This window comes from Pantoea sp. (assembly GCF_032114055.1).
Lineage (GTDB): Bacteria > Pseudomonadota > Gammaproteobacteria > Enterobacterales > Enterobacteriaceae > Pantoea.
In genome coordinates this window covers 70,831-85,893 of record NZ_DAMCTB010000004.1, presented here as the reverse complement: position 1 = coordinate 85,893, position 15,063 = coordinate 70,831, and the positions used below count along the sequence as shown (strand labels likewise).

The following is a 15,063-nucleotide window of genomic DNA, read 5'->3' as shown; positions in this document are numbered from 1 at the left end:
GCCAGTAGTGTGCCATGAAGCCGCAGAGAATTCAGCGCAGGGAGGTGAAAAAGCTGACAATTAATCCTGCTTAACGGTAAGGTATCGGCTCTGCTGTATGACAGCCTTTTCTGATATGACTGACCTGCGATGAGTAAAAAAACGCCCTTAAGCCCGGATGATCAGGCGCTGTTTCGCCAGTTAATGACTGGCACGCGTCAGTTGAAACAGGACACATTTGTCCACAAAGCGCCCGTAAAAACGCGCCAGGTGCCGATAAAACGTCTGCTTTCTGAGCAGGCGGACAACAGCCACTACTTCTCGGATGAGTTTCAGCCGCTACTGTCGACCGAAGGCGCAACCCGCTACGTGCGCGCTGATGTCAGCCACTTTGAGCTGAAAAAACTGCGTCGTGGCGACTACACGCCGGAGATATTCCTCGACCTGCACGGCCTGACTCAGCAGCAGGCTAAACAGGAACTGGGCGCACTGATCGCCGCCTGCCGCCGTGAACATCTGTTCTGCGCCAGCGTCATGACCGGTCATGGAAAACATATTCTGAAGCAGCAGACGCCGCTGTGGCTGGCTCAGCATCCGTGGGTCATGGCCTTTCATCAGGCACCGAAACTCTTCGGTGGCGACGCCGCGCTGCTGGTGCTGATTGAGATTGAGGAGTGGCAACCGCCAGAACTCCCTTAAGGACAGGGCCGATGGGGTCGGCCCAGCGTGATCAGATGGCTTTTGCCAGCTTTTTCGGACTGACCTGCCAGAGCAGTTTACCGCCGTGCTCTGCAGGATCGAACTCTACGCAGGCGATTGCAGACGTGGCAAACATCGGCGGCGCTTCCTGCGGGCAGAGCTCAGAGACTAAATAGCCGACCAGCGGCAGGTGTGAGATCACCAGAGCCGATTTCACGCCTTCGTTCGCCAGCATCTGCAGATAGCATCCGACCTGCTCCGGATCGCCGCCCGGTGTCAACTCCGGCAGAACATCCTGATTTTCAGGCAGGGAGAAAGCTTCACGCACGGTAGCGAGCGTTTGCTGCGCGCGTAAATAGGGACTCACCAGGACACGCTCAATTTCCGGCGTCTGGCTGTTGAGCCAGTGTGCCATCTGACGGGATTCATCACAGCCACATAAGGTTAAAGGCCTGACTGAATCACTGGCTGCTTCCAGAGCCGCATCGCCGTGACGCATGATAAAAACTTGCATAAAGCACCGCTGTTGTTTGTCGATATCGCCCGGCGCGTCGCGCCTGACTCTTCACTCTGCGAGTGAACGCTGTGTTTTACCCTAATGACTTCAGTATAGTCAACCGGTTGTTTATTAAATAAGCACTTCTCAGAATCATGCTGCGCCGCACACTATGAGGGCGCATTTCTAACCCGCTGAATTGGGTTGGTTATTCCACTGTCTTACGAAATGTAAAATTTCGTCTATTTTCTGGCCGCCTCAATCAGCGCGTCACAGGGTGTAAAACGCTCGCCATAACGCTGCGTAAGCCGGGTTAACCTGTTGACGACGTCTGCCGCCCCCAGCCGATCAATGTAGTGGAACGGGCCGCCCAGGAAAGGCGGAAAACCGATGCCGAACACCGCACCAATATCCCCATCGCGGGCACTGCCAATCACCTGTTCATCAAGACAGCGGGCCGCCTCGTTGAGCATCATCATCATGCAGCGTTCCGCAATCTCTGCTTCGCTCTGCCGGGCCTGCGGCGTCACCTTCAGCAGCGCATAGAGTGAGGCATCGGTTTTTTTGCGCTGCCAGCGGGGCTGATCATAACGATAAAAGCCTTTGCGGTTTTTGCGGCCTTTACGCCCATCCTTCAGCACCGCAGCAAACGCGGCAGGCGCGGCAAAGCGTTCGCCATAAGCCTGCGCCAGAATGGGACTGATTTTACTGCCGACGTCGATGCCCACCTCATCCAGCAGCTGCAGCGGGCCCACCGGAAAACCGGCTTTCACCAGCGCGCGATCAATATGGTCAATCGGCTCCCCTTCCAGCAGACAATGCATTGCTTCATTGATGTAAGGCGTCAGAATACGATTAACGTAGAACCCAGGCTTATCCGCCACCACGATCGGCGTTTTGCCCTGGCTGCGCGCCAGTGCCACCGTAGTTACCAGCGTCGCGGTGGAGGTATTCAGATGAGGGATCACCTCTACCAGCGGCATCTTCTCTACCGGACTGAAGTAGTGCAGCCCGATCACATTCTCCGGACGCTGCGCGCCAGCGGCGATTTCCGCAATGGACAGTGAAGAGGTATTGGAGGCAAACAGCGTATGGGGCTGACAGTGTGCCTCCACGTCGCGGACCATCTGCTGCTTCAGCGCCAGATCCTCAAAGACGGCTTCGATCACCACATCGCGCCGGGAAAAGCCCTGATAATCGATGCTGCCGGTGATGCGGGCCATCTGCTGCTGCCGCTGTGCCGGGGTAAGCTGACGACGCCGGACCTTTTTGCTCAGCAGTTCCCAGCTGGTTTTCAGCGCGTGGTTGACCCCTTCCAGACTGATATCTTTAATGCGCACCGGCAAGCCGGCATGTATCGCCGTCACGCTTGCAATGCCGCCGCCCATCAGGCCACCGCCGAGAACCGCGACGCGGCTGACGCTGGCGGGTTCGGCCTCCCCGCCCCGCTCCTTCTTCATGGCCGTTGTCGCAAAGAAAATCCCGCGCAGTGCCGCCGATTCAGGCGTCATTGCCAGCTCACCAAAGGCGCGTGCTTCCGCGTCGTGTCCGGCCCGGCTGCCCTGCGCCAGCCCGGTGCGCACCACGTCGATAATGCGTTGTGCGGCCGGATAGTTACCCTGGGTTTTCGCAGCCGTCTGGCGGGCCGCCAGCGTAAACAGCGCCTGACGACCGGCCGGTCCCTGCAGCAGACGATCGCGCAGCGGCAGTGTTCGTCCGCTGACCTTGCCTTTCTTTACCCTGGCGATGGCGGTTTCCAGCAGAATCGATCGGGGAACGGCGTCGTCCACAATCCCCAGCTTACGTGCCTGTTTCGCCCGCACGCTTTTGCCGGTCAGGATCAGCGGCAGCGCCTGGCGGACGCCGATTAGTCGCGGCAATCGCTGGGTGCCGCCCGACCCCGGCAGCAGGCCGAGCTGAACTTCCGGCAGCCCGATCCGGGTTTTATCATCCAGCGAGCAGATACGCGCGTCGCACGCCAGCGCCAGTTCAAGCCCGCCACCGAGACAGGCACCGTGAATCGCCGCGACCACCGGAAACGGCAGCGCATCCAGCGCGGCCATCACCTCCTGGCCCTGCTTTGCCAGCGCCTCGGCTTCCTGCGCGCTCTGGCAGCGATCAATCATGCTGATATCTGCCCCAGCAATAAAGTTGTCCGCTTTACCGGAGATCAGTACCAGGCCTGCCAGCTGCGGATCGCGCCGTGCTTCCGCAATGATGGCCGTTATCTCTGCGGCAAATTCCGCTTTCAGGGTGTTCATTTTTTCGCCGGGAACATCGATAGTAATGATGCCGACATGATCCCCGCGCATCGTCAGATGAAACGCTTTCTGCTCCATTATTCGGCCTCCAGAACCATTGCCGCACCCAGGCCGCCCGCCGCGCAGGCCGTGACCAGCCCCAGCCCGCCACCGCGTCGCCGGAGTTCATTCAGTGTCTGCGTGATCATGCGCGCGCCTGTCGCGGCAAACGGATGACCATAGGCGATCGAGCCGCCCAGCACGTTGAAGCGCTCTTCATTTACGTCGCCCAGCGCATGCGGACGATTCAGGACATCACGGGCAAAACGCTCATCGCGGAACAGTTGCAGGTTACTCAGCGTCTGGGCCGCAAAGGCTTCGTGCATATCAATCAGGGTCAGGTCGTTCAGCGTGACCCCGGCCCGATCCAGCGCCAGCGGTGAGCTATAGGCGGGGCCCAGCAGCATATCCTGCTGCACATCGATTGCCGTAAAGGCGTAGCTGCGCAGATAGCCCAGCGGGCTGATACCCAGCTCCCGGGCGCGGCCTTCACGCATCAGAACCACCGCCGCCGCGCCATCGGTCAGCGGCGTGCTGTTGGCGGCGGTGACGCTGCCGTGCTGACGGTCAAACGCCGGACGCAGACGGGCGTAATCTTCTGCCTTCGCGTTCATACGCACATTGTTGTCCTGATCGATGGCGCTTTTCCACGGCGGCACGAAGGCTGCCATCACCTCCTGCTGCAGAACGCCTGACTGCCAGGCTCTGGCGGCACGCTGATGAGAACGCAGCGCCAGCGCATCCTGGGCTTCACGCGTAATGCCGTGACTCTTCGCCATCTGCTCTGCTGTATCACCCATCCGCAGACCCGTTGAGTACTCTGCCACCGCAGGCGGAACCGGCAGCAGGTCGCGCGGGCGCAGGCGGCGCAGGATTTGCAGTTTTTGTCCGAGGCTGCGGGCTTTGTTGAGATCCACCAGCGCACGCGCCAGGGTTTTGGTGACACCAATCGGCAGCACCGAAGAGGAGTCCGCGCCACCAGCGATGCCCGCTGAAATGGTGCCCGCCATCAGGCTCTCCGCCACGTTGGCGACCGCCTGAAAACTGGTGGCACAGGCGCGGCTGACGCTGTAGGCATCTGTCTGTACACCGAGCCCGCTGCTCAGGACAATCTCGCGCGCAATATTGGGTGCTTCCGGCATCTGAACCACCTGGCCAAAGACCAGTTGTTCGATGACTGCCGGTGGTAGCTCACTGCGCGCCATTAATTCGCTGATTAACATGCGTCCCAGCTCAACGGCGGGGATGCCATGAAAGCCGGTGGCCTGACGCAGGAAAGGGGTACGTAACCCGTGGGTTATTGCGATGCGTTCACCATCGCGCGTCAGCAGCGGCTGCGCTTTACTCATTGTTCTCACCTGTGGCTGGGACTATGGCATCATTGCCTGAAGAGGTCTGACCTGATCAGTGTTAACCACAAGCGGGTGAGCCGCCAATACCGGAAAGGAAAAAGTGCGAAGAGAAACACGAAAATGAAAAACGCCGCACGGGCGCGGCGTCGGACGGATTAACGCAAGCCAAGCTGAAAAATCAGGGTTTCCGCCTGGCAGCTGAAGGTAAAATCGATATCAAGCTGTACGCCCTGATTGACGTCGCTGAAGCGGGACTCAATCACACAGGGCTCTGACTCTGCCGCCCGGGCTCGCTGGGTCAGCTGTGCTAATTTTACCTCCGCTTCAGCGCGGTCGGCGAACCACTCTGACCAGCTGGCAGTGCAGTCCGTGTTATCCATTACCGTACCCACATCGACACAACAGCAGGCGGCGGTTTCATTCGCACTGCATTTTTTCATGGCATCACTCATTTTCATTCTCCAGGCCTGTAAACGGGTGGTGAAGCGATTTTCTGACCAAAATCTTACCCGCCTGCCTGAGGATGTGCCACGCGCCGGATGCTAAGTGACGAATATCACAATAAAAATTGATCCAGAACAAACTGGAATCGGTATGCTGTAGAGATTCAGGGCAGTTTTGTTATGCAGATCGAATTTTAAACGATCAAACCTGAAATATTTTAAAAACAATATTGCAACCTGTACACAGGTCGGACCTATACTCTCCGCACTGGTCTGATATGTGCGCTTTACGTCAGTCCCTACAATCCGCCGTCCTATGTTACGCGACGTTATAGCGTTAAATAATAATTCACGTGAGGTTGTGGTCATGAACCATAAAAACCTGTTTGCAAAGTCAGCCGTGGCGGCTGCAGTGGCGCTTGTCTCTTCACACGTTTACGCAGCTGGATTTCAGTTAAATGAGTTCTCTTCGATTGGTTTAGGTCGCGCATATTCAGGCGAAGGGGCAATGGGTGATACGGCAGCATCTGCCAGTCGTAACCCGGCAACCATGGCGTTAATGGATCGCCCTGAGTTTTCTATCGGTGCAGTTTATATTGCGCCGGATGTGGATATCAGTGGTCGCAGTCCCAGCGGACGCAGCCTGGATGCGAATAATATTGCCCCGAATCAGTGGGTGCCGAATATTCATTATGTTCAGCCTATTAACGATCAGTGGTGGATCGGGGCATCAGCCACCTCTAACTACGGCTTAGCAACAGAGTTTAATAACGGTTACACCGCAGGCGGCTATGGCGGTAAGACCGACCTGGTCACCGGCAACTTCAACCTGAGCACCGCCTATCGGTTAAATGAGCATTTCAGCGTGGGCGTCGGTTTTGATGCAGTCTACGCGAAAGCTAAAATTGAGCGCTATGCGGGTGAATCCGGCGCCAGACTGGGCGTACCGGCGGATACCCAGGTAGCCCACCTGAAAGGTGACGAGTGGGGCTACGGCTGGAACGCCGGTGTCCTGTATGAAGTGGATGAAAATAACCGCTTCGGCTTTACCTACCGTTCAGAAGTGAAAGTCGATTTCGACGGTGATTATAAGAGCAACCTCTCATCGCGTCTGAATGCGGTCAACAATCCGAGCGTGACCGGTATCCCTTATGGCACCAGCGGCACGACCGTTCCGGGCGCGTTAACCCTGAATCTGCCAGAGATGTGGGAAGTGTCAGGCTGGCATAAAGTGGCTCCGCAGTGGGCGGTGCACTACAGCATGGCCTACACCAGCTGGAGTCAGTTCCAGGAGCTGAAAGCGACCGGCTCGAATGGCCAGACGCTGTTCTATAAAGATGAAAGTTTCCACGACGCCTACCGCATTGCACTGGGCACCACCTACTCTTACGACAAAAACTGGACGTTCCGTACCGGTATTGCGTTTGATGACAGTCCGGTTCCGGCCGATAAGCGTTCAATCTCTATTCCGGACCAGGATCGCCTGTGGCTGAGCGCCGGGACCTCCTATGCCTTTAACGATGATGCCTCGGTGGATTTAGGCATCTCTTATATGCATGGACAGAAAGTCACCGTCAAAGAAGGCCCTTATACCTTTAACTCAGAAGGCAAGGCCTGGCTTTACGGCGCGAACTTTAACTACAAGTTCTGACAGACCGCTGGCAAAAAGGGCGACTCTGATGAGTCGCCCTTTTTTTATGGCTGCGGATCGCTTACCGGCTCTGAGCGCCTGGCGCCCTGCCGTTACGGCGCGTCGATATCCTTCAGATCATCCTGAATCGCAGCTGCGTTTGGATTCTCTTCCGGTTTCAACTTGCCGCCACGCGCCAGGAAGTTGTGACGCTGAAAATAGGCGTTACGGATAAAGGCGTAAGGATCGCGCTGCTGTTTCAGGATGCCATCGGAGTCCAGCAGCTGCGCGCGGGTCTCGATCCCTTCAAGCGTCCATTTGCCGATTGACATCGGCCAGGTGAGCCAGCCGAGAATCGGATAAAGCGTATCCACATAGTCGCCGCCATCCTGACGGACCGTGAAGCTGCCGTAAGCAGGCAGTTCAACGTAAGGGCCATAGCCGACGCCGTAGTGTCCGAGTGTGGTACCGAAACGGTGCGGCTCTTCACGCGCCAGCGCCGGGTTCGCTTTACCGGCCACGTCGATGAAACCGCCCAGGCCCAGCACGCTGTTCAGAAAGAAACGGGTAAAGTGAATGCCCGCATCCCGTCCATCTCCCACCAGAATGGCGTTAACCATGCTGGCTGGCTCCTCCAGGTTGCCCAGGAAGTTACTCAGGCCAGTACGTGCCGGCACCGGTACGTAATCACGCCAGGCCACCGCCACCGGACGCAACAGATAGGGGTCCAGCACGTTGTAGTTAAAGTTAAACATCGTGCGGTTAAAGCTTTCGAACGGGTCGCTGCGCTCGGCAGGATCACTATTCGCTGGCTTTGAACTGGCACAACCCACCAGAAGAACGCTGGCCACTGCCAGGCTGGTCAGGCGATAATTCATTCCAATCTCCCTGTGCGGATGAAAAAGAACTGCCCATCTTGCAGGTTAAAGCCGGGTATCGAAGCGGCTTACCCGATGAGCATAGCTGACTTTGTGCCAGAGGCAGCAGGCAATGGCACGAATCTTTGTTGATGTTGTCGCTGAGCGTCATCAGGGGGTCTGCTGATTAATCTCTACCGTTATCGGCTGCTGCCCGTCCCAGGGCGTGACCGCGCTCTGGCCCTGCCAGTCGCCTGGCTGAGGAGTGGCGCTGCCGTCGCGGGAGATCCGCACCCGGACTGCCACCTGATGCTGCGCCGACAGCAGCCGATCCGGTATCATGGCGTTGCTGTCATCCAGCGTCAGCGTCAGCGGGAAGTGGCTGAGCGGCAGACGTTTAACCGCCACCGGCACCGATGAAACCCCGTCAGAAACCGAAATATACAATACTCCGTCCTGCGGTAACATTTTTTCTGCCTGTGGCGTCAGCGTCACCGTCAGCGCCAGCTGACGACTCTGCTGCCCGGCAGCACTCCGGGCCTTTTCGATACTGCGGGCAATCATGGTATGGCGCGAATCATCCGCGGGCAGCAGCCCCAGCAGAGTCTGCCAGGCACCGATGGCCTGATCGTACTGTTGCTGTCCATAGGCGTTAAACGCCAGCAGGCTCAGCGTCCGCAGATTCTGCGGATCCGCTTTAAGCAGCGATTGCAGCAGCAGTGTCGCCTGACGGTTATCCTGCGGATCGGCAGATCGCGTCAGCACCTCCGCATAATCCTGCTTCAGCGCCAGATCGTTGGGCGCGAGCTGCAGCGCACGCTCGAATGCCTGGCTGGCGATCTCCGCATTATTGAGCACCATGCCGAGCCGTCCCAGCATCGTCCAGTCGGCCAGATTATCCGGTTCTTTCTGCAGCGCGGTACGCAATCCGAGCTGTAAACGCGCCAGCTCCTCCATACTCAGCGGTTTAGCGCCGGGATCCATCAGCCGGGCCCGCAGTTCAGGATACGCCTGTCGGACCTGCATCCAGCCGGTGAATTGGGCCAAACCGCCGGTTTTCAGATAAGTGCCCAGCGAGACCGCAACCAGCACCATCACGCCTGGCAGCAGAATCCAGCGGCTGCTGCGGTGTGACGGCTGCGCTTCTGCCAGTGGAATATCGGCCAGCAGCGTCTGCTGCAGTTCCCGCTCCATTAGCGGTCGCTCAGCGACGACGCCCTGAGCTTCATCCTGCGCCAGCTCTTCGACCCGCTGATGGTAGAAACGCTGGTTAAGACGGTCGCGATCGCCCGTGCTGGCCTGACGCTGCCGCCAGCCTGCGGCCAGAAACAGCAAACAGGCCGCCAGCAGTAACAGAAAAAGGGTGATCCAGAATGCACTCATGACGGTTTCCTGTCGGATTTCAGTAGCGCATTAAGACGCTGTTGTTCATCTTCGCTCAGCTCACTGCGGGTTTTACGCTGACGGCTACGCAGGATGATGACCGTGCCGCCCAGCAGGACAAACAGCGCAGGCCCCACCCACAGAATCAGCGTTGAGGGCGTAACCGGCGGCGAATAGCTGACGAAATTGCCGTAACGCGCCACCATATAGTCGATGATCTGCTGGCGACTCTGGCCCTGCTTCATCAGCTGATAAACTTTCAGGCGCATATCAGCGGCAATCATGGCATTCGAATCGGCGATACTGTTGTTCTGGCACTTCGGACAACGCAGCGAGGCGGTCAGATCGCGGTACTGCTCCTCCTGCGCCACCGAGTCAAACTGCAACGTGTCGATGGCGGCCCACAGTGAAAAGCTGAACAGCAGGCCGCAGATCAGCATCAGCGATCTCATGATCCCGCCTCCGCACTGTATTTTTCCCACAGCGGTTTCACTTCCTGCGCCCAGACGCGCGCATTGAGATCGCCCGCATGGCGATAACGGATAATGCCTTTGCCGTCGATCAGAAAAGTCTCCGGCGCACCATACACGCCGAGATCCAGCCCCAGCATGCCGTTACCATCATAAAGACTCAGCGCATAGGGATTCCCCAGCGTATTCAGCCAGTTCACCGCTTTCTGACGGTCGTCTTTATAGTTCAGCCCCACGACCCGAATCCCCTGCTCCGCCAGGCTGTTCAGGTAGTGATGTTCGGCGCGGCAGGTCGGACACCAGGTTGCCCAGACGTTCAGCAGGATCGGTTTACCATCCGTCAGCACGCGCTGGTCGTAGGTCTGGCCCGGCTGATCCAGTGCTTCCAGCCGGAACAGCGGCACCGGCTTGCCAATCAGGGCAGATTCGAGACGGGTGGGATCGTCGCCCTCCGCGTTGCGTGTCAGCTGCCACAGCAGCGCCGCTGCCAATAGCAGAAACAGCATCAGGGGAATAAACAGAATTTTTTTATTCACGTCCGCTCCTCACGTCCGGCTTTCTTGCGCGAACGATAACGGGGGTCAAACAGGCAGAACAGGCCGCCCAGCGCCATCAGTACGCCACCGGCCCAGATCCAGCGCACAAAGGGTTTGTAATAGATGCGCACGGCCCAGCCGCCGTCATCCAGCTCTTCACCCAGCGCCGCATAGAGATCGCGGCTGAAGCCGCCATCGATTGCTGCTTCGGTCATCATGGTGCGGGCAGCCGTGTAATAGCGTTTTTCTGCCTGCAGTGTCGCTTCCGGTTTGCCGTCGCGGGTGACATCAATGATGCCCATGCCGCCGCTGTAGTTAGGGCCCTGCAGATTCTGCACGCCGCGGAAGACAAAGTGATAGTGGTGGATATCAATGCTGTCACCCGCTTTCATGCGTACATCGCGTTCCACGCTGTATTGGGTGCTGAACGCGATGCCGATGACCGTGACGCCCACGCCCAGATGCCCCAGCACCATTCCCCAGTGACTGCGCGACAGGTGTCGTAAACCGGCAAAGAAACGATGGCGATGCGTGGCGCGCTCATGCAGTTCGAGCAGCGTCAGGATGATAATCCAGAGAGACATCAGCAGACCCACCACGCTCATCGCCGCGATGCGATCCTGCAGCCACCATGGAATAATGACGGAACAGGCCAGGGTCACGACCAGCGCCAGCGCCAGGCGTTTTGCCAGCTTCTGCGGCTCATCGCGCCGCCAGCGCACCAGCGGGCCGATGCCCATCAGCAGTGCAAAGGGGGCCATCAGCCAGCTGAACAGGGTATTGAAGAACGGCTCGCCCACCGAGATGCTGCCCAGACCCAGCTGTTTATGCACCAGCGGCAGCAGCGTGCCGAGCAGCACTACCAGCATGGCGGCAATCAGCAGCACGTTATTCCCCAGCAGGAACGATTCACGCGACCAGGTTTCATTCTGTACCCGACCACGAACCTGCCCGCCTTTGATGGCGTAGAGCAGCAACGAACTGCCGATCACGATTACCAGGAACGCGAGGATAAACATGCCGCGTGCCGGATCGGAGGCAAAGGAGTGCACCGACACCAGCACGCCGGAACGCACGAGGAAGGTGCCCAGCAGGCTGAGTGAAAACGCGGTGATGGCCAGCAGCACGGTCCAGGCCTTGAAGGTCCCGCGCTTTTCAGTGACGGCCAGCGAGTGTATCAGGGCCGTTCCCGCCAGCCACGGCATAAAGGAGGCGTTTTCCACCGGGTCCCAGAACCACCAGCCGCCCCAGCCCAGCTCATAATAGGCCCAGGCGGAGCCGAGCACGATTCCGATGGTCAGAAAGACCCAGGCCGCCGTTGTCCAGGGACGCGACCAGCGCGCCCAGGCGGTGTCCAGCCGTCCGGCCATCAGCGAGGCGATGGCAAAGGCGAACGCCACGGAAAAACCGACGTAGCCCATGTAAAGCAGCGGTGGATGAAAGATCAGGCCAATATCCTGCAGCATCGGGTTCAGGTCATGACCATCTACAGGAAAGTCGGGCAGCGTGCGGCCAAATGGATTGGAGGTCAGCAGGATAAACAGCAGGAAGCCGAGATTGATCATCCCCATCACCGCCAGCACCCGCGCCAGCGCATCCTGCGGCATCCCGCGACTGAAGAGCGCCACCGCCAGTGTCCAGGTGCTGAGCAGCAGCACCCAGAGCAGCAGTGAGCCCTCATGCGCGCCCCAGGTGGCAGCAATGCGATAATAGACCGGCAGCAGACTGTTGGAATTGGTGACGACGTAGGCAACGGTAAAATCGTTGCGGATAAAGGCCCAGACCAGCAGCGCAAACGCCGCCGCGATGCAGACAAACAGGCCAGCGGCCAGCGGTCGCGCCATCGCCATCAGGCGGGCGTCCTGACGCACGGCGCCCCACAGCGGATAGCTGCTCAGCAGCAGGGCAAGGCTCAGCGCCAGGCAGAGCAGAAAGGTTCCAATCTCTGGCATCATGATGATTTACGTCCTGCGGAGTAAGGCGACTGTGGGCCACCCGGATTGCTCTTCATCGCGTCTTCGATCTCCGGCGGCGTATATTTCTCATCATGTTTCGCCAGCACTTCTTTGGCGACAATCCGGTTGCCCGCCGTAAGCACGCCCTGCGCCACCACGCCCTGCCCTTCCCGGAACAGATCCGGCAGGATGCCCTCGAAACTGACACTGACGACACCGCGAGCGTCGTAAAGTTTAAAGGAGACGGCCAGTGTTTCCGGATCGCGCCGGACGCTGCCCGGCATGACCATGCCGCCCACGCGAAGTCGCTGGCCCGCCTCGGGCTTCTCATGCGCCTCGCCTTTGCCGTAAAGAATTTCACCCGGTGTATAAAAGAGATCGATGTTTGAGCGCAGCGCATACATGACCAGCGCAGTGGCCAGGCTGAGGCCGAGCAGAACGGCCACCGCCGCATAAAGGCGGTTGCGTCGACGGATATTCACAGTGTCTCTCCTGTCGCTTCAGCAGCAGTTTTTTTAGATTTAGCTGCGCGGATACGACGTTCACGCGCCTCGCGCTGGCGGATCTCAGCCAGCAGGCGGCGGCGCAGCAGCAGCGTGTGCAGCGTCAGACCGATTAGCGGAAGCAGCGTAAAGGCGACCGCCAGCCAGACGTAGAAGGCGTAGCCTCCCATCGCAAAGAAGGCGTGCCAGGAGGAAAAGGCTGGCGTCATCCCTGCTCTCCCCCTTTCGCGACCGCCAGCGCCCAGGGACGATGACGTTCTGTTAACAGAATCAGGTTGCGCAGCCGCATCAGCGTCAGCGTCACAAACAGCAGCAGATAACCGATGATGGCCCAGCGCAGCGGCGTGCGCATGACTGGCGCAATCGCCTGCTGGAGAATGCCCGACGACCCCTGGTGCAGGGTATTCCACCACTGCACCGAGAAGTGAATGATGGGCAGATTCACCACGCCAACCAGAATCAGGACGCCCGCGGCCCGGCCTGCGGTACGGCGATCGTCGAACGCGTGATAAAGCGCAATTACGCCCATATAGAGGAACAGCAGCACCAGCTCCGAGGTCAGGCGTGCATCCCAGATCCACCAGGTGCCCCACATTGGCTTGCCCCAGGCGGCCCCCGTGACCAGCGCAATAAAGGTAAAGATCGCGCCCACCGGTGCCATCGCAGCAGAAACCAGATCGGCCATTTTCAGCTGCCACACCAGCCCGATAAACGCAGCGATGGCCATGGAAGCATAAATACCCATCGACCACATCGCGGCAGGCACATGAATGTACATGATGCGAAAACTGTCACCCTGCTGATAGTCAGCGGGTGCAAACCCAAATCCCCAGATCCAGCCCAGCAGCAACGCCGCCAGCCCTGAAATGGCGAACCAGGGCACCAGTCGCCCCGACAACTGATAGAGCCGTTCCGGCCTGCCCAGCTGATGTAACGCTTTCCACATATCAAGTGCTCACATTAACGAAAAAAGGGAGTTGCCGCGTCTTTTATGCGCGTGAGTGCAACCCCGGTTATTGCAAAGTAATGCGTAACGCCGCCGCCGTGGCGAACGGCGAGAGCGTGGCGCTGCCCAGCAGCATCGCGCCGAGGATCGCCAGATAGCCGCCGATTGGTAATCCCTGACTGGCCGCCTCCATCGCCGCACTGGCGAAGATCAGAACCGGAATAGCCAGCGGCAGCACAAGCAGGCTGAGCAACACGCCGCCGCGCCGTAAGCCTACGGTCAGCCCCACCCCAATCGCCCCAAGAAAACTGAGCGTCGGTGTGCCAAGCAGCAGCGTTAACGCCATCGCCCACCAGCCGTTCATGTCCAGCGACAGCAGCAGCGCGGCCAGCGGCGACAGGACGATCAGCGGTACGCCGGTCACCAGCCAGTGCGCGACCACTTTGCCGATGACGATGACCGGCAGCGGCGTGGGCGTCAGCGCCAGTTGCTCCAGTGATCCGTCGCTGAAGTCGTCACGAAACAGCCGCTCCAGCGCCAGCAGCGACGCCAGCAAGGCAGCCACCCAGGCAACGCCTGGTGCGATGCGCGCCAGCTGCTGTGGATCGGGTCCGATACCCAGCGGAAACAGCGTAATCACAATCAGGAAAAACCAGAGCGGATTAATCACATCCGCCCCGCCGCGAAAGGCGATACGTAGCTCACGCTGGATCAGGCGAAACAGCATCAGTCAGCCTCCTCATCGCCGAGACGGATTTTACGCACCCGCGCCGCCGCGGGCAGATCCTGATGGGTAGTCAGGATCACTGCGCCCCCGTTATCGGCATGGCGGGAAAATTTCACCATTAATTTTTCAACACCCGCTTTGTCGATGGCGGTGAGTGGCTCGTCGAGGATCCAGATGCGCGCCTGGCTGAGCCAGAGTCGCGCCAGCGCCACACGACGCTGCTGCCCCGCCGATAATCGGCTGACCGTTACCTCTTCTTCTCCCGTGAGATCGACTGCCTCAAGCGCCGCAAAGATCTGCGCATCACTGCAGTCGGGATGAAAGAAGCGCAGATTTTCCAGCGGCGTGAGTACGCCTTTGATACCCGGATGATGCCCCAGGTAGAGCATCGACTGATGCCAGTTTTCACGCTGCCGCAGAATTGGCTGCTGCTGCCAGCGTATTTCACCCTCTTCCGGACGGCTCAGACCCGCCAGCAGACGCAACAGCGACGTCTTGCCTGCGCCGTTAGGGCCTTCAATCTGCACAATGTCACCTGCGGAAACGCGGAATGAGAGCCGCCGGAACAGCGAACGTTCGTCATAAGCACAAGTGAGCGTAATGATTTCCAACATCAGGGGGGGAATCGCACCAGCTAAAAAGTGGCCGGGATATTACCACAATGTTGCTGTGGGCCGAAGTGTGAGCCAACGCTCAGTTTTACTCTCAGCGGCTTATTCGTGCGGTATCGCTCTGTGTCTGAATAAAAATGCAGTTCCGAAAAAGGTTGTTACGCTTATTCGCATTA

General features: G+C 58.8%; 16 protein-coding genes. 2 read left to right on the top strand and 14 right to left on the bottom strand.

Annotated features, from left to right (window positions below; all coding sequences use genetic code 11):
* The first annotated feature begins 129 nt into the window (after window positions 1-129).
* A complete protein-coding gene (gene smrB, locus RT657_RS08720; protein ID WP_128085456.1) occupies window positions 130-678 on the top strand; it encodes an endonuclease SmrB in 549 nt (182 codons plus the stop codon).
* Between the two features lie 31 nt (window positions 679-709).
* Here smrB and sixA read toward each other — a convergent pair whose 3' ends face one another.
* The 4 genes from sixA to RT657_RS08700 form a co-directional block, all read right to left on the bottom strand.
* Window positions 710-1,192 carry a phosphohistidine phosphatase SixA gene (sixA, locus tag RT657_RS08715; RefSeq protein WP_313653836.1) on the bottom strand — a complete coding sequence of 161 codons (483 nt, stop codon included), beginning with the start codon at window positions 1,190-1,192 and terminating at the stop codon, window positions 710-712.
* 224 nt (window positions 1,193-1,416) lie between these two features.
* Entirely contained in the window at window positions 1,417-3,513 is a 2,097-nt protein-coding gene (fadJ, locus tag RT657_RS08710) for a fatty acid oxidation complex subunit alpha FadJ (RefSeq protein ID WP_313653834.1), read from the bottom strand.
* Window positions 3,513-4,823 carry an acetyl-CoA C-acyltransferase FadI gene (gene fadI, locus RT657_RS08705; protein WP_313653833.1) on the bottom strand — a complete coding sequence of 437 codons (1,311 nt, stop codon included), beginning with the start codon at window positions 4,821-4,823 and terminating at the stop codon, window positions 3,513-3,515. Before fadI ends, fadJ begins: the two co-directional genes overlap by 1 nt.
* Before the next feature lie 158 nt (window positions 4,824-4,981).
* Complete coding sequence (locus RT657_RS08700) at window positions 4,982-5,278, bottom strand: YfcZ/YiiS family protein (RefSeq protein WP_313653831.1); 297 nt, start codon at window positions 5,276-5,278, stop codon at window positions 4,982-4,984.
* Between the two features lie 358 nt (window positions 5,279-5,636).
* Here RT657_RS08700 and fadL point away from each other — a divergent pair, with 358 nt between their 5' ends.
* Window positions 5,637-6,920 (top strand): long-chain fatty acid transporter FadL, encoded by a 1,284-nt coding sequence (gene fadL / locus RT657_RS08695; RefSeq protein ID WP_313653830.1) that lies wholly within the window; start codon window positions 5,637-5,639, stop codon window positions 6,918-6,920.
* A 92-nt stretch (window positions 6,921-7,012) separates the two neighbouring features.
* On the opposite strand, the gene mlaA is transcribed toward fadL, so the two are convergent.
* From mlaA to ccmA, 10 genes are all read right to left on the bottom strand, one after another.
* Window positions 7,013-7,777 carry a phospholipid-binding lipoprotein MlaA gene (mlaA, locus tag RT657_RS08690; RefSeq protein WP_313653827.1) on the bottom strand — a complete coding sequence of 255 codons (765 nt, stop codon included), beginning with the start codon at window positions 7,775-7,777 and terminating at the stop codon, window positions 7,013-7,015.
* A gap of 150 nt (window positions 7,778-7,927) precedes the next feature.
* Window positions 7,928-9,139 carry a c-type cytochrome biogenesis protein CcmI gene (gene ccmI, locus RT657_RS08685; protein WP_313653825.1) on the bottom strand — a complete coding sequence of 404 codons (1,212 nt, stop codon included), beginning with the start codon at window positions 9,137-9,139 and terminating at the stop codon, window positions 7,928-7,930.
* Entirely contained in the window at window positions 9,136-9,591 is a 456-nt protein-coding gene (locus RT657_RS08680; RefSeq protein WP_313653823.1) for a cytochrome c-type biogenesis protein, read from the bottom strand. Before RT657_RS08680 ends, ccmI begins: the two co-directional genes overlap by 4 nt.
* Window positions 9,588-10,145: a DsbE family thiol:disulfide interchange protein gene (locus RT657_RS08675; RefSeq protein WP_313653821.1), complete on the bottom strand. Its 558-nt coding sequence runs from the start codon at window positions 10,143-10,145 to the stop codon at window positions 9,588-9,590. The genes RT657_RS08680 and RT657_RS08675 overlap by 4 nt, the downstream gene beginning before the upstream one ends.
* Window positions 10,142-12,100, bottom strand: a complete 1,959-nt coding sequence (locus RT657_RS08670) for a heme lyase CcmF/NrfE family subunit (protein ID WP_313653819.1) — start codon at window positions 12,098-12,100, stop codon at window positions 10,142-10,144. The genes RT657_RS08675 and RT657_RS08670 overlap by 4 nt, the downstream gene beginning before the upstream one ends.
* Window positions 12,097-12,582 carry a cytochrome c maturation protein CcmE gene (gene ccmE / locus RT657_RS08665; protein WP_313653817.1) on the bottom strand — a complete coding sequence of 162 codons (486 nt, stop codon included), beginning with the start codon at window positions 12,580-12,582 and terminating at the stop codon, window positions 12,097-12,099. The genes RT657_RS08670 and ccmE overlap by 4 nt, the downstream gene beginning before the upstream one ends.
* Window positions 12,579-12,812, bottom strand: coding sequence for a heme exporter protein CcmD (gene ccmD, locus RT657_RS08660; RefSeq protein ID WP_313653814.1), 234 nt, complete (start codon window positions 12,810-12,812; stop codon window positions 12,579-12,581). The genes ccmE and ccmD overlap by 4 nt, the downstream gene beginning before the upstream one ends.
* Window positions 12,809-13,549 (bottom strand): heme ABC transporter permease, encoded by a 741-nt coding sequence (locus RT657_RS08655; protein ID WP_313653811.1) that lies wholly within the window; start codon window positions 13,547-13,549, stop codon window positions 12,809-12,811. Before RT657_RS08655 ends, ccmD begins: the two co-directional genes overlap by 4 nt.
* Before the next feature lie 67 nt (window positions 13,550-13,616).
* Window positions 13,617-14,276, bottom strand: a complete 660-nt coding sequence (ccmB, locus tag RT657_RS08650; RefSeq protein ID WP_313653808.1) for a heme exporter protein CcmB — start codon at window positions 14,274-14,276, stop codon at window positions 13,617-13,619.
* Window positions 14,276-14,890 (bottom strand): cytochrome c biogenesis heme-transporting ATPase CcmA, encoded by a 615-nt coding sequence (ccmA, locus tag RT657_RS08645; RefSeq protein ID WP_313653807.1) that lies wholly within the window; start codon window positions 14,888-14,890, stop codon window positions 14,276-14,278. The genes ccmB and ccmA overlap by 1 nt, the downstream gene beginning before the upstream one ends.
* Between the last annotated feature and the right edge of the window lie 173 nt (window positions 14,891-15,063).

What these genes read in the sequence shown, in the direction of transcription:
- smrB (WP_128085456.1), top strand. Translation starts at nt 130, where the DNA reads ATGAGTAAAAAAACGCCCTTAAGCCCGGATGATCAGGCGCTGTTTCGC.
- sixA (WP_313653836.1), bottom strand. Translation starts at nt 1,192, where the DNA reads ATGCAAGTTTTTATCATGCGTCACGGCGATGCGGCTCTGGAAGCAGCC.
- fadJ (WP_313653834.1), bottom strand. Translation starts at nt 3,513, where the DNA reads ATGGAGCAGAAAGCGTTTCATCTGACGATGCGCGGGGATCATGTCGGC.
- fadI (WP_313653833.1), bottom strand. Translation starts at nt 4,823, where the DNA reads ATGAGTAAAGCGCAGCCGCTGCTGACGCGCGATGGTGAACGCATCGCA.
- RT657_RS08700 (WP_313653831.1), bottom strand. Translation starts at nt 5,278, where the DNA reads ATGAGTGATGCCATGAAAAAATGCAGTGCGAATGAAACCGCCGCCTGC.
- fadL (WP_313653830.1), top strand. Translation starts at nt 5,637, where the DNA reads ATGAACCATAAAAACCTGTTTGCAAAGTCAGCCGTGGCGGCTGCAGTG.
- mlaA (WP_313653827.1), bottom strand. Translation starts at nt 7,777, where the DNA reads ATGAATTATCGCCTGACCAGCCTGGCAGTGGCCAGCGTTCTTCTGGTG.
- ccmI (WP_313653825.1), bottom strand. Translation starts at nt 9,139, where the DNA reads ATGAGTGCATTCTGGATCACCCTTTTTCTGTTACTGCTGGCGGCCTGT.
- RT657_RS08680 (WP_313653823.1), bottom strand. Translation starts at nt 9,591, where the DNA reads ATGAGATCGCTGATGCTGATCTGCGGCCTGCTGTTCAGCTTTTCACTG.
- RT657_RS08670 (WP_313653819.1), bottom strand. Translation starts at nt 12,100, where the DNA reads ATGATGCCAGAGATTGGAACCTTTCTGCTCTGCCTGGCGCTGAGCCTT.
- ccmD (WP_313653814.1), bottom strand. Translation starts at nt 12,812, where the DNA reads ATGACGCCAGCCTTTTCCTCCTGGCACGCCTTCTTTGCGATGGGAGGC.
- RT657_RS08655 (WP_313653811.1), bottom strand. Translation starts at nt 13,549, where the DNA reads ATGTGGAAAGCGTTACATCAGCTGGGCAGGCCGGAACGGCTCTATCAG.
- ccmB (WP_313653808.1), bottom strand. Translation starts at nt 14,276, where the DNA reads ATGCTGTTTCGCCTGATCCAGCGTGAGCTACGTATCGCCTTTCGCGGC.
- ccmA (WP_313653807.1), bottom strand. Translation starts at nt 14,890, where the DNA reads ATGTTGGAAATCATTACGCTCACTTGTGCTTATGACGAACGTTCGCTG.